The following is a 20436-nucleotide window of genomic DNA, read 5'->3' as shown; positions in this document are numbered from 1 at the left end:
GGGATACATTGTCGGCGGGATCTCCTGCGCCGTGATGGCACTCGCGGCCCTGCGCGCCTGCGGCCGCTGACCCCGCCGGCCCACCGGCCCCGGCTGTCCGGGGACCGGGCCGGCTGTCCGGGAATGGAGGAGGCAGGGGCAGACTGTGACCCGTGCGTGTGGGTTTCCTTGTCGAGCAGCTGCTCGCGCCGGTTCCTGGCGGGACCGGGCGCTACTCCGCCGAGCTCGCGGCGGCGCTCGCCCGCACCGCCGCCCCCGAGGACCGGGTGACCGGGTGGTGTGCCGGGCGCCGGGAGGTCGGTCCGGCCGTGTTGCCCGGCGTCTTCGGTCCGTTCCGACTTGGTCTGCCTCGCCGCGCACTCGCCGTGGCCTGGGCGTGTGGCGTGGGCCCGGCTCCGACAGGGGTGGACGTCATTCACGCTCCGACCCTGCTGGTGCCACCCGCGGGTGGTACCCGGGGGTTCGTGACCGGTTCGGTGGCGGACGCCCTGCGCGGCCTCGACGACCGGACCGGTTCTCGGACCGGGTCCCGGCGCGGGCGACGGTCCGGTGACTCCCGGCGTTCTCCGGATTATCGGCGCTCTCCGGGTTATGTGGACTCATCTCCACCTTCCGGACTTTCCGGCGCGCCGCCCCGTCCGTCGCTGGCTTCCTGGGCCTCCGGAACCGTCGCGCCGGCCCTGGGTAATACCCTGGATCGGCGCCGGCCGCGCCCGAAGCTCGTCGTGACGATCCACGACGCCGTTCCCTGGACGCATCCCGAGACCCTGACCCCGCACGGGGTCCGGTGGCACCGGCTGATGGGCGAACGGGCCGCACGCCACGCCGACGCGATCGTCGTGCCGACGCTCGCGGTAGCGGCCGAGATCGCCCGGCATCTGCCGATCCCCGAAGACCGCCTGCACGCGATCGGGGAGGGAGTCGCCGACGCCGTGGTCCGGGTTCCGCCCGATGCCGACGCCCGCGCCGCGCGGATGGGGCTACCCCCTCCAGGGCGTTATCTACTCACCCTCGCCACGCTCGAACCCCGTAAGGGCCTCGACACCGCGCTCGCGGCGCTGCGACGACCGGGCGATCCGGGCCTGCCGTTGGTCCACGTCGGCGCGACCGGCTGGGGTGGGCTGGACGTGCGCGCGGCGGCGGCCAGGCACGGTCTGGGCGCGGACCGGGTGCGCACCCTTGGGCGGCTCAGTGACGAGGATCTCGCCGTGGTCCTGTCCCGTGCGGGCGTACTGCTCGCGCCGAGCCGGTCGGAGGGCTTCGGGCTGCCGGTCGTCGAGGCGATGGCGCACGGTGTGCCGGTCATCGTCTCGGATGCCCCCGCGCTGGTCGAGGTCGGTGGGGGCGCCGCCGTGGTAGTCGGGGTGGACGACCCGGCCGCGCTGGGCGCCGCGGTGGCGAAGGTCATGGGCGATCCGGGCCTGCGGGGGCGGCTGTCGGAGTCTGGACGCCTTCGTGCCCGGTCATTTACCTGGAAAGGGGCAGCACTGGCGACGTGGGCGCTCTACCGTCGAGTCAGCGGTTCCCCCGCCGTGTCCGTCGCCGACGACGGGCGGGCGTAGTGTTGCCCCCGTTGAGAAGCAAGCGGTCACCGTGAAGCAAGCGACCACCCCGTCGCGGGTGGCGCGTCAGGGAGGGAGCGCCGTGGGACCCCGGGTGCTCGTCGACGCCACTTCGGTCCCGGCCGACCGTGGTGGCGTGGGGCGTTATGTCGACGGGTTGGTCGCGGCGCTGGGCGCGACCGGCGCGGACATGGCGCTCGTCTGCCAACGGTCGGATGAGGAACGCTACAGCCGGATGGCTCCACACGCCACCGTTCTGTCCGGGCCGGCGGCCATCGCCCACCGGCCCGCGCGGTTGGCCTGGGAACAGACCGGGCTGCCACTGGTCGCCGAACAGGTGAATGCCGATGTCATCCATTCACCGCACTACACGATGCCGTTGCGGGCGCACCAGCCCGTGTGCGTGACGATTCATGACGTCACCTTCTTCACCGAGCCCGACATGCACACCGCGGTGAAGGGCACGTTCTTCCGGTCCGCGATGCGCACCGCGGTGCGCCGGGCGGTCCGGATCATCGTCCCCTCGAAGGCCACCCGGGACGAGCTGGTGCGGGTGCTCGACGGGGAGCCGACGACCACCGACGTCGCCTACCACGGCGTCGACACGTCGACCTTCCATCCGCCGACCGAGGAGGACAAGCGGCGGGTGCGCCGCCGGCTCGGGCTTGGCGACTCGCGCTACGTCGCGTTCCTCGGGATGCTGGAGCCGCGCAAGAACGTGCCGAACCTCATCCGGGGCTGGGCCGAGGCGGTGCACTGGCGGGACGAGCCGCCCGCGCTCGTCCTGGCCGGCGGCTCCGGCTGGGACGACGACGTCGATGCCGCCGTCGCCTCGGTGCCGAGCCACCTGCGGGTGATCCGGCCGGGTTATCTGCGCTTCTCCGACCTGCCGGGCTATCTGGGAGGTTCGTCACTGGTGGCGTATCCCTCGCACGGTGAGGGCTTCGGGCTGCCGGTGCTGGAGGCGATGGCCTGCGGCGCCCCGGTTCTCACCACGCCGCGCCTGTCGCTGCCGGAAGTCGGCGGCGATGCCGTCGCCTACACCCAGCCGGACGCCGGCTCGATCGCCCGGGAGATGGGCGCCCTGCTCGATGACGCCGAGCGGCGCAGGCAGCTCGGTCAGGCCGGTCTCGCCCGGGCCCGGGAGTTTACCTGGGCGGCCAGCGCCGAGGCGCATCTCGCGAGCTACGCGCGGGCGGTCGCCGAGCGCTGAGGCGCCCGTCGGCCCGGCCCCGGGGCGAGGAACGCCGCAAAGGGCGCGCTACGGTCTCCTCGGTGCAAGGTGCCGTGCGTCGTCACGGGAACGTGTCGGGCGACCAGCGGTGGGCGAGAACGGGCGGGCGAGACATGGGTGTGGATCCGGAGATCCGGGTCGTCGTCGTGACCTTCCGGTCCGGGGAGGTGATCGGCGCCTTCCTCGACTCGCTGGCGAAGGCGACCACGCGGCCCTACGAGGTCGTCGTGGTGGACAACTCGCCGCACCTCGACGAGGGCACGAGGGCGGCCGCCGAGCGGGCCGAGGTGCGCCTGGTGCGCCCGGGTCGCAACCTCGGCTATGGCACCGCGGTCAACCGTGGTGCCGCCGGAGCCCGCGGGCCCTGGCTGGTGATCTCCAATGCCGACATCTCCTTCGCGCCCGGTGCGGTCGACGAACTGATTGCCGCGGCCGACCGCTGGCCGGGGGGCGGGGCCTTCGGCCCGGGGATCATCAATCCGGACGGGGCGCTCTACCCCTCGGCCCGGGACCTGCCCTCTCTCGGCCGCGGGGTGGGGCACGCCTTGTTCGGCTGGTGCTGGCCGACGAATCCGTGGACGGCCTCCTACCGGCGGGAGCGGGGCCTCCCCCGGGAGATGACCGCCGGCTGGTTGTCCGGTTCCTGCCAGCTGCTGCGCCGGGAGGCCTTCGAGGCGGTCGGCGGGTTCGACGAGTCCTACTTCATGTTCATGGAGGACGTCGACCTCGGCCGCCGCGTCGGCGAGGTGTCCTGGCAGTCGGTGTACGTGCCGTCCGCGGTGGTCGAGCACCTCGGCGGGCACTCGACGAAGCGGTCGTCACGGCGGATGGTGCTGGCTCATCACCGCAGCATGTTCCGCTACCTGTCCCGGCAGTACCCCGGCAACGCGCGCGCGCCGCTGCGGCTGCTGCTCGGGGTCGGTCTCGTGGTCCGGCTGCTGCTCGCGCTGATCTTCGCCCGGGACAGCGCGGGGGCGAAGGCGACCCGTTCCGCCGATCTGCTTCCCCGGGGCGGTGCCGCGCGGGGCGCCTGAGCGGACCGCGGCCGGCCGATGGCCGGCAGTCGAGTCGCTGGTAGCCGAGTCGCTGGTAGTTGAGGATGTCCTGGATGTCCGAGATATTTGGGATATCCGGACGGCTCGGTGAACCCCGGTCCGACGCAACGTGTCGAAACCATGGCATGCCGTTCGTCGTATGGTCCCGACCCCGATCCGTTTTCAGCGCCCACCGCGTGTTCTGCGACACTGACGCCCCATGGACGCAGTGATGCTTGTCGGCGGTCAGGGGACCCGCCTGCGACCGCTCACGATGTCGGCACCGAAGCCGATGTTGCCGGTCGCGGGGGTGCCGGTCACCGCGCACATGCTGGCTCGCGCGCGAGACGCGGGAATCGACCGGGTGGTGCTCGCCACCTCGTACCGGGCGGAGGTCTTCGAGGAGTACTTCGGGGACGGCTCGGCGCACGGACTCCAGCTGGAGTATGTCACCGAGACCGAGCCGATGGGCACGGGCGGCGCGATCCGCAACGTGGCCGAGCGGCTCCACGGGGGACCGGACGATCCGGTCATGATCTTCAACGGTGACATCCTCGCCGGTCTGGACATCCAGGCCCTCGTCGCGCGGCACACGGGGACCGGCGCGGCGGTCACCCTGCATCTGACCCGGGTGGTGGACCCGCGTGCCTTCGGGGTCGTGCCCGTCGACGACGATGGTCGCGTCACCGCCTTCCTGGAGAAGACCCCGGACCCGCCCACCAATCTGATCAACGCCGGGTGCTACGTGTTCCGGCGGTCCGTCATCGACACGATCCCGACGGGACGACCGGTCTCGGTCGAGCGGGAGACCTTCCCGGGACTGCTGGCCGCCGGCACGACGGTCATGGGTTACCCGGATGACACCTACTGGCTCGACCTCGGAACTCCCGCGGCGTTCGTGCAGGGCAGTCGCGATCTGGTGACCGGCCGGATGGCGTCGTCGGCGCTGCCGGGGCCGGTCGGGGACTGCCTGGTGCTGCCCGGTGCTGTCGTGGCCGCCGACGCCAAGATCGGTGGCGGGGCGACCGTCGGGACCGGTGCGTGGGTCGGCGCGGGTGCCGCGATCGACGGTGCCGTGCTGTTCGACGGTGCGGTCATCGAGGCCGGGGCGGTCGTGCGGGACAGCGTGATCGGTCGGGACGCGGTGATCGGCTCCGGTGTCGCGCTCGACGGGGTGGTCATCGGCGACGGGGCACGGATCGAGCGAGGCAACGAGCTGCGGTCCGGGGCGCGTGTGTTCCCCGGAGCCGTCCTCTCGGCGGGCGCTGTGCGATTCAGCTCGGACCGCATCTGAGCGCAGCCGACCGGTTGCGGGCGGCGGCGGACCACTGGTAGCGCCGCCGCCTCTCCTCACGACGTGGCGGCTGCGGCCCGTCCGGGCGGAGATCTCGCGGACATCCACGGACGGGGAACAAACACCGCCCGCTGAATGCGGTGATTCCGCGCCGTGGCCGAGGACAATCGCACTCATGAGGTTCAGCGTGGAACGCGACGCGTTCGCTGACGCGACCGGCTGGGCCGCTCGGCATCTACCCAACCGGCCGGGCCCGGCCCGGAACGTCCTGACCGGCATCCTGCTCACCGCGGGCCATGGCGCCCCGGCGTCGGCGCCCACCGCGGTTCCCCTGCCGTCGGGTTCCGCGGCGTCTCCTGGTTCCGCGGCGCGCCAGGGGCCGGCCACGGCCTCGGTCCTGACGATCTGCGCGTACGACACGGAGGTGGCGGTGCGGGCTCCGGTCGCGGCCTCGGTGGACGGACCGGGGCGGGTGCTGGTGCCCGGCCGGCTCCTCACGGACATCGTGCGCAGCCTGCCCGCGACGACGGTCGACGTCGTGGTCGACGGTGACCGGCTGGTCCTGCGCTGCGGCAGCGTCCGTTTCACCGTGCCGTTAATGGACCCGGGCGACTACCCGAAGCTCCCCAGCTTTCCCGGACCGATCGGTGAGGTGGACACGCTCGGGTTCGCGTCCGCGGTCGGTCAGGTCGCCCCGGCGGCCGGCCGGGACGAGACCATGCCCGTGCTCACCGCGGTCCGGATGGAGATCTCCGGGCGCGGGCTGACCCTCGCCGCCACCGACCGGTACCGGCTCGCGGTACGCGGCATACCCTGGCAGCCGACAGTCGACGATCCGTGGGCGCTCGCGCACGTGCCCGCCAAGGTTCTCGCCGAGGTGGCCCGCACGCCGACGTCGGCCTCCCGCATCATGATTGGCCTGGACCTCGACGATCCGTCCGGCGCCCGGCTCGGCCTCGCCGCCGGCGGCCGGCAGACCATCGTCCGACTCATCGAAGGGACGTTTCCCAACTACCGCAAGCTCCTGCCCGAGGCGGCCGCGCTCGTCGTCACCGCGCAGACCGCGGCGCTCGCCGCGGCGGTCCGCCGGGTGGCTGTCGTCGCCACCCGCACCGGGCCGCTGCGGTTCACGTTCACCCGCGACCAGGTCGTCGCCGAGGCCGGGGACGGCGGTGGCGCACAGGCCAGCGAGACGATTCCGGTCGAGTACGCAGGTCCCGAGCTCTCGGTGCTGTTCAACCCGTCCTACCTGCTGGACGGGCTCGGTGCCGTCGAGGACGATCAGGCGACGATCGGGTTCGTCGACGCCGATCCGGCCGAGGCCGCCGCGAAACCCGCGGTGCTCACCGGCAAGGACAGCGGCCGCGGCGCCGTTGACGAGGGCGCCTACCGCTACCTGCTGATGCCGATCCGCCACGGCGGGAGCTGACTTGTCCTGTGCCGTGTCGCCGCGCCGGGGAGGGTCAGGGTGCCGGGGTCGGGGTGGTGGGCGACAGCGGCATGGTGCCCGCGCCGGGGAGCGGGGAGGCGGCCGCGCCCGGATCCACCAGGGGGCCGTCCGCCGTCACGTTCAGGGTGCCGCCCGCCGCGCCGGACTCCGGAGCGGTCGGTGAGTCCCAGGTGGCCCCGGCGGCGTCCGGGTTCGCATGCTTGGTGACGAAATCCTTGATCACGTCCGCGGAGACCGTCGAGCAGCGCTGGGTGCGGTCCCAGGCGGTCAGGACGAAGTGCTTGTTGTCGACGAAGGTGCTCCGGGTCCAGGGCATACCGATGAACCGCGGCCCGGCATTCGCCGCGAGCTTGCGCAGCTTGTCGACCTGATCCCCCGGCAGGCTCTTGTCGTACCAGCCGATCACGAAGCCGTGTTCGAGGTTGTGTACGGCACGTTCCGCCGAGATGCCCGAGTTCGGGTTGTAGAAGGGAATGCCGTCGGGCAGGGGGTCGGGGTTGTGGTTACCCGAGGACGGCGGTGACGCCTCGTACGCGACCGCTGTGCTGACGTGCGTCGAGCCGCGGAACGGGTCGTTCGCCGTGCCGGTGCACCCGGCCGCGGTGGCGGCCGCCGAGGCCGGCGCGACGTAGCCGACCTTGCGGGCCTCGTTCTTCGATCTACTGTCCGCGACGCTGTAGATGATGATGCCGACGAGGAGCGCGACGGCGACGAGCCCCGACGTCCCGTAGATGAGCAGCGCGCGGCGGCGTTCCCTGCGCTTCTGTTCACGGCGCAACTGCTCGAGCCGGGTGTTGCGTTCGACGCTCTTCTTACCCACGACAGCTGATCCTACGAAGTGTTGAACCACGTCGTCCGGGCAAGATGGATCCGACCCGCCGAACACCACCGGACACGCCCTGTCTCGCCACGCTGCACCGTGACCGTGGCGTCACGGATCATCCCGGGACCAGGTCATCCGGGACCGGGCCACCCGGGACGGGCCGGCCACGAGGTCAGCGGTGGAGGACGAACGCCGCGGTATCGCGGTTCGGTCGGGCGGGTACGGGCGCGGCGGCGTGCCCGACCCCGACCGTGCCCATCGGCGCCCAACCGGCCGGCAGGTCGAGCACCCGGGTGACCACCTCCGGGCAGAACAGCGTCGACGATACCCAGCACGACCCCAGACCCTCCGTGGCCAGGGCGACGAGCAGGTTCTGCACCCCGGCCCCGACGGAGACGGTGAACATCCGCTCCTCGGCGGCGGCGCGGCGGGCGTCCGGATAGGGATGCGCGCCATCGAGGACCATGATCGGAACGATCAGCAGTGGGGCACGCCGTAGCACCTCGCCGCGCCGGAGCCGACGCTCGACGGCCGCCTCGCCGAACCCGTCGCGTCGTAGATCGTCCGCCCAGGTCTCGGCCATCGCGTCGAGCAGCGCCGCGCGTCGCTCGGTCACGATCACGAAACGCCATGGTGTGGTGTGGTGCGGGGCCGGGACGGTGAATGCCGCCGCGATCGCCCGGTCAACCGCGGCCGGGTCGACCGGGGTGTCGGAGAAGTCCCGCACGGTGCGCCGCTCGCGCAGCGCCGCCCGGCGCGCCTCGAGGGTGCCGAGGCGGAACATGTCCTCACCCGCGGGACGCAGCAGTGCCCGCCCGCCGGTGCCGTCGTCGGGCAGCCGGCCGTAGCCGCGGACGACCGCCACCGGCGTGGCGCCCAGCTTGCCCTTGACGAGGTCGGCGGCCGCGGCGAGCTCGTCGGCCTCGGCCACCTCGGTCATCCCCAGCTCGTTGCCGTAGCTGTCGAGGTCGCCGACGTGGCTGCGCAGCGCCGCCATGCCGGCCACCCCGATGGCGATGTCGGTCAGGCCGCGTCGCCACGGCCGTCCGGCGGTATCGGTGACGACGACGGCGACATCCACGCCGAGCACGGTGGCCAGGCCCGACCGCAGCCGCCTGGCGCTGGCGTCCGGATCCACCGGGAGCAGAGCGAGGGAGTCCTTGGCGATGTTCGACGCGTCGACCCCCGCGCTGGCGAGGACGAAACCGTGGTGCGTCTCGACGATCCGGGTCGGGCCGCGCCGGGCGACCTCGCGCACCGATTCACTGTCGATCATGGCCTGCCTGGCTTCCTCGCGGTCGCCGGACACCGTGACGAGCCGTCCCTCGGCCTTCGAAACAATCTTTGAGGTGACCACGACGACATCGCCGTCGGCGAGTGCCGGGCCGTGCGTCCGGGCGGCCGAGGCCACCAGGACGGCGAGATCGTCGCCGGGACGGACCTCGCCGATGCCGGTGAGCGGGAACACGCGCAGCGCCCGTTCCGCGCTGCGCTCAGACACCGGCGAGCTCCAGAGCCGCCCGGACGATCGCCACCGTGGCCTTCAGATCGGTCATCAGCAGGGGTGCCGCGGCCACGGTCGCGCCGGGAACGGTCGCGCCGGCGTCGGCGGTGTCGACGAGCCAGCCGTCGAGCAGTCCGTCCGCCGTCCCGGCTCCCGGGCGCGGGGCCGTCCCGTGCCCCGTCGCGGCGGTGCGCCCCCGGCCGCCGTAATGCACGCCCACCGCCTGGGCGGAGGTCTCGACGCCGATGGCGGCCAGGCAGGCGTCCGCCATCCCGCGCACGGCCGCGCCGCCGATGATCGGCGACACCCCGACCACCGGCGCCGCGGTCTCGTGCACGGCCGAGCGGATCCCGGGAACGGCGAGGATGGTGCCGATCGAGACGACCGGATTCGATGGGGGGAGCAGTACGACGTCCGCGTCGGCGATGGCGGCCAGGACGCCGGGCGCGGGCTTGGCCTTTTCCGCGTTCACCGGGATGATCGCCTGTGCCGGCACGGCGGCACGCAGCCGCAGCCACCACTCCTGGAAGTGCACCGCGCGCTGGCCGTCGGCGTCCGAGATCACCACGTGGGTCTCGACCCGCTCGTCCGACATCGGCAGCAGCCGTACCCCCGGCTTCCACCGCTCACACAGTGCCCGGACCACGTCCGAGAGGGAGTAGCCGGCGTCGAGCATCCGGGTACGCACCAGGTGGGTGGCGAGGTCGCGGTCGCCGAGCCCGAACCAGGCCGGCCCGACGCCGTAGGCGGCGAGTTCCTCGGCCACGACGAACGACTCGCCCTCGCGCCCCCAGCCCCGTTCGGCCGAGATCCCGCCGCCCAGGGTGTACATGACGGTGTCGAGATCGGGGCAGATGCGCAGTCCGTGCAACGTGATGTCGTCGCCGGTGTTGCCGATTACCGTCACGTCGGCCTCCGGCAGCGCCGCGAGCACGCCGCGCAGGAACCGGGCGCCACCGATCCCGCCAGCCAGGGCTGTAACTCTCACACCGACAACTCTCACACCGACCGATCCTGGCACCGCGCCCCGGCGGATGGGGCACCGGTGGGCGGTGGTGGATTTCCCGGCCGGGGTGATAGTGACCACTGCCCGGCCGCGGACGGATTTCTCCGGACCGGGGCGGGCGCGCCGGTCCGTGCTCCTGACCGAGCCTTGCTCGGGGTTCCTAACCGAGCCTTGGCCGGGCGAACAACGGCGTCATCCATCCGTGGAACTCCGGCTTCGCCGGTATCGGCGTGTCCGTGCAGAAGGCCGAGAGCAGGAAGTGCACGAGATGGCTGGTCGGTCGGGAGGGCGCGGGGTTGGCGAGCCCGCCCTCGATGGTGGCGACCACCGCGTCCGCCGCGAGCTCCCGATCGGGTTCGGGCACGAAGTCGTGCACCGCGGCGAGCGCGAGCCCGTGCAGCCAGTCGTGCAGCCGCTCGTGGTACTCCATGACCGGCGCGGCGTGCGGGGCGCGTTCGGCGACACAGGGATGCAGCGTGCGGCGCCGCTCGACCGAGTCCAGGGCGAGGAAGAGCTTCGCCGCCGGGTCTCCGGGCAACGCGGCGATCCGGTCGACCTCAACGTCGAGCAGCCGGTTCAGCACCGCCGCGAAGGCATGGTCCTTCGACCGGAAATACCAGTAGACGGAGCCCGGCTCGATGCCGGCGGAACGGGCGATCTCCGCGATGGACGTCCCGGCGAACCCGCGGGCCAGGAATTGCTCCTCGGCGACGGTGAGCAACGCATCGATCCGTTCCTCGCGGGGAACCTCCTGGCGGTTGCGTGGCACCTGATCAGCGTAACGACTCCCATGGTGGGGCAGGAGGAAATCGATGCCCAGTAGTGGTAGCTCCCGTGCGGTACGGCGGCGCCCGGTGGCGCCGCCCCGGGCGCCGGCATGATCGGAATCGTGTCCCGGTGTCGGTGGGTGCATTCCGGCCGGGCCCGGGTAGCGGAGTCCGGTGGACGTCTCGGGCGGATGTGTCCTGCTCACCGCCTTTTTCTTGATTCCGATTCGAGAGAGCTGTGAGAGTGAATCTCAGCTCTCTACGTCGTTGGAAGGACCATCATGTCCGATATCAGGACCACCAAGAGCCTCGAAGCCCTGTCCGCCTCCCTTAATCGCGCGCTTGCGGGGGCCCGCGCCCCCCAGGTCGTGGCCGCCCGCCGGGCCCAGATGCGACAGACCGCCGGTATGACGCCGGACGGGTCCGACCTCGCCGGCACCGGCCGGCGAGCCGACCGGACGCAGGCCTTGGTCGAGACGCTGGCCTCGCGCCGGCGGACGAATATGTTGATCGGCACGCTCGACCGGCTGCGCAGACCCGCCACCGGGTGGCGTGCGGCCGGCCGCGTGACACCCTGACTCCGGGCCGACCGGGTCTCCTGCCGAACCGCTCAGTACCGTTTCGGCACCGCATCCCTTCGATCCCGATGGTCACCGACCGGACCGGTTCATCTGCCGGGCGCCGGGGGGCGCCGCCGGAGAATCAGAGGAATTCATGATGAGTACGGCGGCGACATCCAGCGGTGCCGAATCCAGTTCCCCGCCGTCCCCGTCGGCGCTGCGCCGGGCGCTGCGCCGGGCCCGGGACGGCGCCACGCTCGATGTGGTGGAGGCCACCATTCTGCTAGCCGCGCGCGGCGACGACCTCGCGGACCTGTGCCGGTCGGCGGCCCGGGCCCGCGACGCGGGTCTGGCGTCGATCGGGCGGCCGGGTGTCGTCACCTACGCGCCGAAGGTGTTCATCCCGTTGACCCGGTTGTGCCGGGACCGCTGCCACTACTGCACCTTCGCCACCGTGCCGCACCGGTTGCCCGCCCCCTACCTCACGGTGGACGAGGTGCTCGGCATCGCCCGGGCGGGCGCCGCGGCGGGCTGCGCCGAGGCGCTGTTCACGCTTGGTGATCGCCCCGAGGGCCGGTGGCCGGCGGCCCGGGAGTGGCTCGACGCCCACGGCTACGACTCGACGCTGGGCTACCTGCGTGCCGTCGCGATCGCCGTGCTGGAGGAGACCGGTCTGCTTCCGCACCTCAACCCAGGTGTGCTGAGCTGGGTGGAACTCGCCCGGCTCAAGCCGGTGGCCCCGTCGATGGGGATGATGCTGGAGACGACCGCGACCCGCCTGTGGTCGGAGCCGGGCGGGGCGCACTACGGGTCACCCGACAAGGACCCGGCCGTCCGCCTGCGGGTCCTCACCGACGCCGGGCGGCTGTCGATCCCGTTCACGACCGGCCTGCTGCTCGGCATCGGGGAGACCCGGGCGGAGCGGGCCGAGACGATCTTCGAGCTTCGAGGTCTGGCCCGCCGCTACGGGTCGATCCAGGAGGTGATCGTCCAGAATTTCCGCGCCAAGGACGACACCGCGATGCGCTCCGCGCCCGACGTCGGTGCCGAGGAGTTGGCCGCGGCCGTCGCGGTCACCCGGCTGGTGCTGGGCCCCACGATGCGGGTGCAGGCTCCGCCGAACCTCGTTGACACCGCGGAGTGCGCCCTGCTGCTTTCGGCCGGCATCGACGACTGGGGCGGCGTCTCCCCGGTCACCCCCGACCACGTCAACCCCGAGCGGCCCTGGCCGGACCTGGACGTCCTGCGTGCCGTGACGGCGCAGGCCGGGTTCACGCTGCGGCCCCGGCTCACCGTCTACCCCTCCCATCTCGGTGAACCATGGATCGACCCGCGCCTGGCCGGGCACGTCGGGGCGTTGGCCGGCGCGGACGGCCTGCTCGCCGACGGTGTGTTCCCGGCCGGCCGCCCCTGGCAGGAGCCCGACGGCGGACTCGCTGACACCGGCCGCACCGATCTGCACGCCGCGGTCGACACGGTCGGGCGCCGCAGCGAGAAACGGGCGGACTTCGGCACGGTCTACGGTGACTGGGAGTCGCTTCGTGCCCAGGTCAGCGCGGCCGGGACGGGGGTCGACGGAGTCGTCGGCACGGGCAGCCGGGCCATCGCGAGCCGGGCCGGCGCGGTTGCTGGTGCCGGTGCCATGCGGCGGATCGGCCCCGACATGCTCGCCGCCCTGCGCCACGCCGGGTCCGATCCGGCCGGGATCACCGACAACGAGGCGCTGACCCTGTTCAGCGCGGACGGCGCCGCCCTGGAGGAGCTCTGCGCGCTCGCGGACGGATTGCGCCGCGACGTCGTGGGCGAGGACGTCACCTACGTCGTCAACCGCAACATCAACTTCACTAATGTCTGCTACACCGGATGCCGGTTCTGCGCGTTCGCGCAACGCCGTGGGGACGCCGACGCCTACACGTTGTCTCTGGACGAGGTGGGCAGCCGGGCGGCGCAGGCCTGGGCGGTCGGCGCGACCGAGGTCTGCGTCCAGGGCGGGATCCATCCCGATCTACCGGGCACCGCGTACTTCGATCTCGCCCGTGAGATCAAGCGGCAGGCGCCGGGGCTGCATCTGCACGCCTACTCGCCGATGGAGGTTCTCAACGGCGTCACCCGCACCGGCATGTCGATTGGCGACTGGCTCACCGCGGCCCGCGAGGCCGGCGTCGACACGATCCCCGGCACCGCGGCGGAGATCCTCGACGACGATGTCCGCTGGGTGCTGACGAAGGGCAAGCTGCCCGCGGCGAGCTGGGTCGAGGTGGTGACCACCGCGCACCGGGTCGGCCTGCGTTCCTCGGCCACGATGATGTACGGGCATGTGGACACCCCCGCACACTGGGTGGCCCATCTGCGCCTGCTACGGCGCATCCAGGACTCCACCGGCGGCTTCACCGAGTTCGTGGCCCTCCCCTTCGTCCATCACAGCTCGCCGATCTACCTGGCCGGTGTCGCCCGTCCCGGCCCCACCCGCCAGGAGAACCGGGCCGTGCACGCGATGGCGCGCATTCTGCTGCACGGTTCGATCGACAACATCCAGTGCTCCTGGGTCAAGCTCGGGGTGGAGGGCTGTCGGGCCGTGCTTGCTGGTGGGGCGAACGACATAGGTGGCACGCTGATGGAGGAGACGATCAGTCGGATGGCCGGCTCGCAGCACGGCTCGCGGCGTTCCGTGGCCGAACTCGAGGAGGTGGCCGCGGGGGCGGGTCGTCCCGCTCGGCAACGCACCACCACGTATGGCCGGATCCCTGACGAGCGCTTTCGCGCTGCCCGGGGCCGCACCGTCCGGGCCATGCTGCCGGTGGTGTCCTGACACCCGCCAAGTCCCGATCATCAAAAACTACTCTCCGTAGTCGAATGGGCCGGGGTTGCCGAGTCTGGTAGCTGATCGGTCTACGTTCGCGGCGGTTGCCCGAGCTCAGGCCCTGCCCTTTTAGGGGTGTATGCCCTTTAGGTCTGGGCGGGATAATGCCGTTGTCGCGACCAATCTGATCGCGCAGAGTGACGGAAAGGAGGGTTGCGCGGACCCTCGGCGACAGGTTGTAGTGACTGTGAGCTATGGTCTCATCGCTAGTTGTAGAAGATGTTGCGACGGTGGGGTTGACGCGATCGAGTCTGGAGCGTGTAATTACCGGCGTGTCATTCCCCCCGCTGGCGGGGTTCGTGCGGTAGTGCGTCGCCTGACCGGTGTGGAAACCAGTCACCTGCGCGCCGGCGCCCAGGGGTGGCCGACCGCACCGCGACGGGTCTGGAGGAGTCCACATGGAGCACGCCGACGCGGGCGTCCACACTGTCCTCGCGGACGTCGAGCGTCCCGCTGAGCATGACCCGTTCGCTGATCACCCCGAGCGGGTGCTCACCGAACGGCACACCCGGGCCACATCCGAAACGGTCCCGCGGGCGCGGGTGCCGGCCACGGCCGCTCCCGTCCCCCCCGCGTTGACCGGTCGGTCCGTCGCCGAGGACACCGACCTCGTCGAGGACATCGAGGACGACTCCGTCGAGGACATTGACGAGGTCGACGATGTCGACGAGGTCGGTGACGACGAGGCCGACGAGGCGGAGACCAAGGACATGGAGGATCTTGGTGGATCGGCCGGGAGGTCCGCCCTCGCCCAGGTGATTGATCTGGGGATGGGGGACCTTCTCGGCGAGGCGATGGAGTGGCAGGAACGCGCGCTGTGCGCGCAGACCGACCCCGAGGCGTTCTTCCCGGAGAAGGGCGGTTCGACCCGCGAGGCCAAGCGCATCTGCTCGGGCTGTGAGGTCCGGGCCGAGTGCCTGGAGTACGCGCTGGAGAACGACGAGCGGTTCGGGATCTGGGGCGGCATGTCCGAGCGGGAGAGACGCAAGCAGCGACGCCGAGCGGTCTGATCCCGCCCGGTGACCGGCGATCGGCGCATGACGGGCGATCCGGGCACGTCACAGGCGGCCACGGTCGCCGCGGTGACCGCTCTGCCCGATGATGCAGGGCCGCCGGTCGTCGCGGTCTGCGTGCTCGGTCGAGGGGGTGGTGGACCCGCCGCCGCCCAGGTCCGGGCCGCCCTGCGTGCCTAGACCAGACCACCGGACCGGGTCGTCGAGGTGCGGCTCGGTGGCGGGGGAGGCGTTCCCCGGCAACGCGCGTCTCCCCTGGACGGGGACGGTCGCCTCCCGTCCGCCGACCGTCCCGTCGATCCCGGCGTCGACGGCGCGGATGCTCAGGCCGGTGACCCGGTCGTCGAGCCCCTCGTCGTCGAGGTGCCGTCCGCCACACCGTTCGGCGCCGCCGTAGCCGTGGGGCTGGCTCGGCTGGGGAGCCTACCGGAGCACGGATTCGTCTGGCTCCTCGACGACACCGCGATCCCTGCCCCAGACGCGTTGCACACCCTGCTGGCCTACGCCCGGCTGGACCGGGGTGCCGCCGTCCTCGGTCTCAAACTGCTCGCCCGCGCTCCGGAATCCGCCCCACTCGCCGAATCCGCCCGGCCGGCCGAATTCGCCCCGGCGGCCGGAGCGGGCGGTCCCGCCGGATCGACGGGTGCGCGGTCCCGGCCGGTGACGAGACCCCGGGTGGTTGAAGCCGGGGTGAGCGTCGACCGGGCCGGGCGACGGCATACCGGAATGTGCCCGGGCAATGATGATTATGGTCGGTGTGACGGGGTACGTGACGTCCTCGCCGTCGCGTGTTCGGGCACCCTCGTGCGGGCGGTGGTCTGGCGACTGCTCGGTGGACTCGACCCCGAGCTCGATGGTGGTCATGACATCGATCTTGGCTGGCGGGTGGCCCGTGCCGGCCTACGGGTTGTCGTCGTCCCGTTGGCCACGGCGACCGTGGCCTCGGCCTTCCCCGGGGGGTCGGCCTTCCCCGGGGCATCGGCCGACCGCGCGGGGGCTCTACGGGTCCGGCTGGCGAACACGGCGACGGTGCTGTTGCCGGCGATGGTGGTCGCCCTGCTCGTCGGAACGGCCGTGCGCACCCTCGGCCTGCTCCTGCGCGGCCGACCCCGGGCGGCGCTCGCCGAGCTCACGCTCGCCGGTACCGTGCTGGGGCGGCCACGGCAGTTGCGCCGGATGCGTCGGCGCGCCGTCTGCACGTGGGCGGTGCCGCACCGGGCCGTCTGCCCGTTGTTCCCGGCCCGCCGCCTACCGTGGCGGCGCGGAGCCGGCGCCGAGGATCTCCTCGATCGGGCCGGAGCCGCCGAAGACGTCGCCGACACCACCTTGGTGGTCACCGGGCCCAGACCGGATGCGCACCCGCGCCGGCCGGCCTAGCCGCCGATGACCCTGGCGACCCTGCTGGGTGCCGTCGGGCTCCTGGCCATGCGGGGGATGCCGGCGGACATGCTCGGCGGGGGCCTGCCGCTCCCGACCGGCAGCCGGAACCTGTGGTCGGCCGTGTGGTCCGGATGGGCGGGGGCGCCCGATGGACCTCTGAGTGGTCCCGGGCCGGCACCCCCTTTCACCGCGCTGTTCGCCGCGGCGGCCACTCTGCTGGGGGGAGGCCGGCGCCGGCCGCTTGGATCCTGCTGGCGGCCGGCCCGGCGCTCGCGGGCCTGAGCGCCTACCGGGCGCTCGCCCGGCTGGAACCACATCCGCTCGCCCGGTTCGGGCTCGCCGCCGGCTACGGGTTGAACCCGGTGATGACCGGGTCGGTCCTCGCCGGCCGCACCGACACCGTGGGCGCGGTGATCGGCCTTCCCCTGGTGCTCGCCGCCGCCGACGCGGTCCTGCGGGACCGGCGGGACGGCTCCGGCTTTGGCTTTGGCTTTGGCGTCGGCGGGGCGCCGGGCCGGCCGGTGTGGACGCTCGCGGTCTGTCTGGTCGGGTTCATCGCCTGCGCCCCGTCGATGCTGGTCATCGCCTGGGCGGGCCTGGTCGTCGTCGCGTTCCTGACCGCGCGGTCCAGGCTGCCCGCGATCATCGCCGCTCTGCTCGCGACGATCATTCCGGTGCTTCCGGACCTGTGGCTGGATCCCGTCGCCGTCCTCGCCGAATCGGCGATCGCCCTGGCCAGGCTGCCCCAGTACTCCCTGGCCCTGCTGGCTGGTGCGGACAGCGGACCCAGTGCCGATGTGGCCGGCTTCGTCGGTGGATGCCTGACCTGCTGGTTGTTCGGCCGCCTCGCGGGCCGGGGGCGGGGCCGTCGGCGGCGCACGGCCGTGCTGGTGGTCCTTCCCGTGACGCTGCTCCTCCTCGTCGGGCCGCTGATCCTTGCCGCTCGGTTCCTGGCCGTGGATGTATCTCGGCCCGACGACACCACAGGGGCGAACCCGGCCGGCGTCGAGGGGGCCGGCCTCGCCCGCGCGGTCGCGGCCGTGACCCGCGCCGCCGGCCCGGGTGCCCGAGTCCTCGTCCTGCACCAACCGGCCTCGGCCAGAACGATCCGGTACACCCTGGCCTCCGCGTCCGGGCCGACGTTTCCCGAGACCGGCGCCCGCACCCCGCGGCGGTCCAGTCGGTTCCTCGCCGACATGGTCGCGGACCTCGCCGCCAACGGTGGCCGGGCAGCCGGCTGGCTCCCGCTTCTGGGCGTGACATCGGTCGCCGTATCCACGGCCGACTCGACCTCTCAGCTCGTCGCCCGACTGGACGCGACGCCGTCCTTGATCCGGGATCGTCCCCGCCCGGGGGCGATCTTCTGGCGTCCCGCCGTTCCGGCCCGTGGTGCGACGGCCTCGGGAGAGCCCGGTGGGACCGGTGCGCCGCGACCGGACGCATCCGGGTGGGCGGGCGGACCCCTGGCCTGGGTGATGGAGTCCGATCGGGCTGATCGTCGTGAGCCGGTGGCGCGGCACTCCGCTCCCGCGGCGATGAAGCGGACAGCCCGCCCGATCGGTACAGCGCCGGGTGCTCCTCTCCTCCTCTCGGTGCCGCTGCCGCCAGCGCCCTCTTCGGTACGCCGGTTGGCCTCCGGCGAGCGGTTGCCCGCCCTCGCCGCCCGGTCCGGCCCGGCACGCTCCCTGGTGCTCGCCGTACCGGCGGATGCCGGATGGCACGCGTGGCTGGAAGGCCGGCCGCTGACTCCGTTCCGGGCGTGGGGCTGGGCAGCCGGATTCCGGCTGCCGCCCGACGGCGGTCGGCTCCGCATCGACCACGACCGGGCTTCACCCCACCGGGCCGTGCTGGGCCAGGCGGCGGCGCTCGCCGCGCTTGTCCTGCTGGGAATCCCCGTGCTGCTGGGAATCCCAGTCCTGAGGTCGCGGCGGATGGCTCCCCCGGCTGCAACGCAGCCGCGGCGGGTCGGGAAGGCTGAGCGGCCGTCGTGTCAGCGGCCGTCGTGTCACGTCGTGGTCGTTTCGCGGATGGTGCTGCCGCTGGCGGTCCTCGGGCTGCTCGGGCTGACCGGGGCGTTCCTCGCCAGCACCAGCACCAGCACCGGTGCCGGTGCCGGTGCCGGTGGTGCCGGTGCCGGGAAGGGACGGGTCTGGCCCCTGTCAGGCGCCATGCTGGCCTGCCCGGACCTGACGCTGGTGGCACCCGGTCCGGGCGGGCCGGGCGGGCGGGCCCGTGCGCTCGGCTTGGACGTGGCTGCCGGCGGTGGGCCGACGGGCCAGGTGCGGGTGTCCACGATGGGGTCCGAGGTTCCAAGCGAGGGGCTTGGACTACGGATGGATGTCCGCGGCCGGCGTCACCTGGACCTTCCACGGCCCTCGGAGGGCAGCGCCGTCACCGGCGTGGCGGGCGGCCGTGGATCGATCCTGGTGACCGCCCAGGGCGCGTCCGCCGGGGGACTGTCGGCCACCGTGACGGCCCGGGAGAAAGACGGCGTCGGGTCAATGGGCGGCGTCGGGTCAATGGGCGGCGTCGGGCCGATTCAGGCGCGTTGCGAGCCGTCCCGGGCCCGGGCCTGGTTCACCGGACCATCGACCGTGGCCGGTCGGGATCCGGTGGTGATCTGGTCGAATCTGGCAGCTGAACCAGCCCGGATCAATGTGCGGGTGCTTTCCGACGGACCGGCGACGTCGCCGCAGGACATCACCGTGCCCCCGGACCACGCGGTGATCCGGCGACTCGCGTCCCTCGCACCGGAGGCCGCCGCGACCACGCTCGACGTCCAGATGCGCTCCGGCCGGGTTCTCACCTGGGTCGCGGACCGGCCCAGCGCGGCGCGTGCGGACTCGATGCCGGGGGCGGACCCGGGCGGGGCGCGCGGATCCGGTGAGCCTTGTCCCGAGCACCTCCGCCCCGGCCCGGCGTCTCCTGCTTGGCGGGGTCGTCGTCCCGGCGGGGTCCGCGTCCTCGACGGCGCACCTGGTGCTCGCCGCACCGTTGCGGGAGGCCACGGTGCGCATCACGGTCCTCACGGGTACGGGTCGGCACACGCCGATCGGCCTGGAGGCCGTCGTCGTGCCCGCCACCGGTGCGATCATCACGCCCGTGCTGCTGCCGGCGGGCGCCGCCTCGGCCGTCCTGGTCGAATCGGCCGATGACGCACCGGTGCTCGCCGGACTGGCCGCACCGTCGGGCCGGGCGGGAGAGCGGTCGACCGGCTCGGACGGCGGATCCACCTGGGTCGGCGCCACCAGCCTTGATCCTCCGCTCGACCCGCGCGGGCTCGACGCGTACGGCCAGGCGGTCGGCCTCTCCGGGCCGACGGGGCTGGCCGCCGGGGCGGGATCCGCGCCGGATGCGGTCGTCTCCCTCCCGCCGGTGCCGCCCGGCGCGACCGGCGTCGTCGTGCTCGCCGCTCCGGCGGGAGCGGTCACAGCGTGGATCGACGGCGAGCTGGTACGGGTGAGGCCGGGCACCGTCGCGACCGCCCGCATGCCGATCGGGCAGGCCGGTGGACGGCTCGTCGCGGTCGGCGGCCCGCTGGGGGCCACCGCCGTGATCGGCGATCTCCCCGGCACGCCGGGGGAGGGCCGGGCATCCGGGGATCCGCCCCGCGGGCCTACCCCCTCCGGCTCCACCGGCTCCGGCTCCACCGGCTCCGGCTCCACCGGCTCCACGTCGTCGACCGCCGTGTCGTCGATCTTTGGGATGTCCAAGCCCGTGATGCCGCGGAGCATCTCTACCGTCGTTCCGTTGTGGGGGCGTCGAGGCTCCTCGACGCCCCGGTCTCCATCGAGGATCCCACCGTCCTGTATCAGCGCGGCTAGTGCCGAGTCCGCCGACCTTCGATCTTTGCCTCGTGGCGGGCCGGGCACCGGTCGGCGTCCTCCCAGGACGTGCGGGAGGTTCGTGACGCTTCCGGTCTTCCGGTCTTCCGGGCCGTCAGCACCCC

15 protein-coding genes are annotated in these 20436 nt (G+C 72.8%); 11 read left to right on the top strand and 4 right to left on the bottom strand.

From position 1 onward, the window contains the following. The first annotated feature begins 152 nt into the window (after nt 1–152). The 5 genes from AC08OT_RS02155 (at nt 153) to dnaN (ending at nt 6553) form a co-directional block, all read left to right on the top strand. Nucleotides 153–1562, top strand: coding sequence for a glycosyltransferase family 4 protein (locus AC08OT_RS02155; protein WP_476593614.1), 1410 nt, complete (start codon nt 153–155; stop codon nt 1560–1562). 82 nt (nt 1563–1644) lie between these two features. Further along, nucleotides 1645–2775, top strand: a complete 1131-nt coding sequence (locus tag AC08OT_RS02150; RefSeq protein WP_476593615.1) for a glycosyltransferase family 4 protein — start codon at nt 1645–1647, stop codon at nt 2773–2775. Nucleotides 2776–2909: 134 nt separating this feature from the next. Continuing rightward, nucleotides 2910–3830 carry a glycosyltransferase family 2 protein gene (locus AC08OT_RS02145; RefSeq protein WP_476593616.1) on the top strand — a complete coding sequence of 307 codons (921 nt, stop codon included), beginning with the start codon at nt 2910–2912 and terminating at the stop codon, nt 3828–3830. A gap of 220 nt (nt 3831–4050) precedes the next feature. After that, nucleotides 4051–5124: a mannose-1-phosphate guanylyltransferase gene (gene manB, locus AC08OT_RS02140; RefSeq protein WP_476593617.1), complete on the top strand. Its 1074-nt coding sequence runs from the start codon at nt 4051–4053 to the stop codon at nt 5122–5124. A 175-nt stretch (nt 5125–5299) separates the two neighbouring features. Then, entirely contained in the window at nt 5300–6553 is a 1254-nt protein-coding gene (gene dnaN, locus AC08OT_RS02135) for a DNA polymerase III subunit beta (protein ID WP_476593618.1), read from the top strand. 34 nt (nt 6554–6587) lie between these two features. Here dnaN and AC08OT_RS02130 read toward each other — a convergent pair whose 3' ends face one another. The 4 genes from AC08OT_RS02130 to AC08OT_RS02115 all read right to left on the bottom strand — a co-directional run bounded on the left by AC08OT_RS02130 (nt 6588) and on the right by AC08OT_RS02115 (nt 10676). Further along, the gene (locus AC08OT_RS02130) at nt 6588–7394 is read right to left on the bottom strand and encodes a DUF3105 domain-containing protein (RefSeq protein WP_476602490.1); all 807 of its coding nucleotides are present in this window, start codon (nt 7392–7394) and stop codon (nt 6588–6590) included. 175 nt (nt 7395–7569) lie between these two features. After that, nucleotides 7570–8898 (bottom strand): coenzyme F420-0:L-glutamate ligase, encoded by a 1329-nt coding sequence (locus AC08OT_RS02125; protein ID WP_476593455.1) that lies wholly within the window; start codon nt 8896–8898, stop codon nt 7570–7572. Further along, on the bottom strand, nt 8891–9889 hold the full coding sequence (cofD, locus tag AC08OT_RS02120; protein ID WP_462203985.1) for a 2-phospho-L-lactate transferase: 999 nt from the start codon (nt 9887–9889) through the stop codon (nt 8891–8893). The genes AC08OT_RS02125 and cofD overlap by 8 nt, the downstream gene beginning before the upstream one ends. A 178-nt stretch (nt 9890–10067) precedes the next feature. Continuing rightward, the gene (locus AC08OT_RS02115) at nt 10068–10676 is read right to left on the bottom strand and encodes a TetR/AcrR family transcriptional regulator (protein WP_035940905.1); all 609 of its coding nucleotides are present in this window, start codon (nt 10674–10676) and stop codon (nt 10068–10070) included. A gap of 279 nt (nt 10677–10955) precedes the next feature. On the opposite strand from AC08OT_RS02115, the gene AC08OT_RS02110 reads away from it, so the two are divergent. The 6 genes from AC08OT_RS02110 to AC08OT_RS02085 all read left to right on the top strand — a co-directional run bounded on the left by AC08OT_RS02110 (nt 10956) and on the right by AC08OT_RS02085 (nt 19642). Further along, nucleotides 10956–11252 (top strand): hypothetical protein, encoded by a 297-nt coding sequence (locus AC08OT_RS02110; RefSeq protein ID WP_462188316.1) that lies wholly within the window; start codon nt 10956–10958, stop codon nt 11250–11252. A gap of 136 nt (nt 11253–11388) precedes the next feature. After that, a complete protein-coding gene (locus AC08OT_RS02105; RefSeq protein WP_476593456.1) occupies nt 11389–14043 on the top strand; it encodes a bifunctional FO biosynthesis protein CofGH in 2655 nt (884 codons plus the stop codon). 449 nt (nt 14044–14492) lie between these two features. After that, on the top strand, nt 14493–15104 hold the full coding sequence (locus AC08OT_RS02100; RefSeq protein ID WP_476593457.1) for a WhiB family transcriptional regulator: 612 nt from the start codon (nt 14493–14495) through the stop codon (nt 15102–15104). A gap of 27 nt (nt 15105–15131) precedes the next feature. Continuing rightward, on the top strand, nt 15132–15287 hold the full coding sequence (locus AC08OT_RS02095; RefSeq protein WP_476593458.1) for a hypothetical protein: 156 nt from the start codon (nt 15132–15134) through the stop codon (nt 15285–15287). Between the two features lie 27 nt (nt 15288–15314). After that, nucleotides 15315–16484, top strand: coding sequence for a glycosyltransferase family 2 protein (locus tag AC08OT_RS02090; RefSeq protein ID WP_476593459.1), 1170 nt, complete (start codon nt 15315–15317; stop codon nt 16482–16484). Nucleotides 16485–16597: 113 nt separating this feature from the next. Then, nucleotides 16598–19642: a DUF5719 family protein gene (locus AC08OT_RS02085; protein WP_476602489.1), complete on the top strand. Its 3045-nt coding sequence runs from the start codon at nt 16598–16600 to the stop codon at nt 19640–19642. Nucleotides 19643–20436: the final 794 nt, after the last annotated feature.

Source organism: Frankia sp. CgJB1, assembly GCF_977947065.1.
This window is presented reverse-complemented; position numbering and strand designations above follow the sequence as displayed.

What these genes read in the sequence shown, in the direction of transcription:
- AC08OT_RS02145 (WP_476593616.1), top strand. Translation starts at nt 2,910, where the DNA reads ATGGGTGTGGATCCGGAGATCCGGGTCGTCGTCGTGACCTTCCGGTCC.
- manB (WP_476593617.1), top strand. Translation starts at nt 4,051, where the DNA reads ATGGACGCAGTGATGCTTGTCGGCGGTCAGGGGACCCGCCTGCGACCG.
- dnaN (WP_476593618.1), top strand. Translation starts at nt 5,300, where the DNA reads ATGAGGTTCAGCGTGGAACGCGACGCGTTCGCTGACGCGACCGGCTGG.
- AC08OT_RS02110 (WP_462188316.1), top strand. Translation starts at nt 10,956, where the DNA reads ATGTCCGATATCAGGACCACCAAGAGCCTCGAAGCCCTGTCCGCCTCC.
- AC08OT_RS02105 (WP_476593456.1), top strand. Translation starts at nt 11,389, where the DNA reads ATGATGAGTACGGCGGCGACATCCAGCGGTGCCGAATCCAGTTCCCCG.
- AC08OT_RS02100 (WP_476593457.1), top strand. Translation starts at nt 14,493, where the DNA reads ATGGAGCACGCCGACGCGGGCGTCCACACTGTCCTCGCGGACGTCGAG.
- AC08OT_RS02095 (WP_476593458.1), top strand. Translation starts at nt 15,132, where the DNA reads ATGACGGGCGATCCGGGCACGTCACAGGCGGCCACGGTCGCCGCGGTG.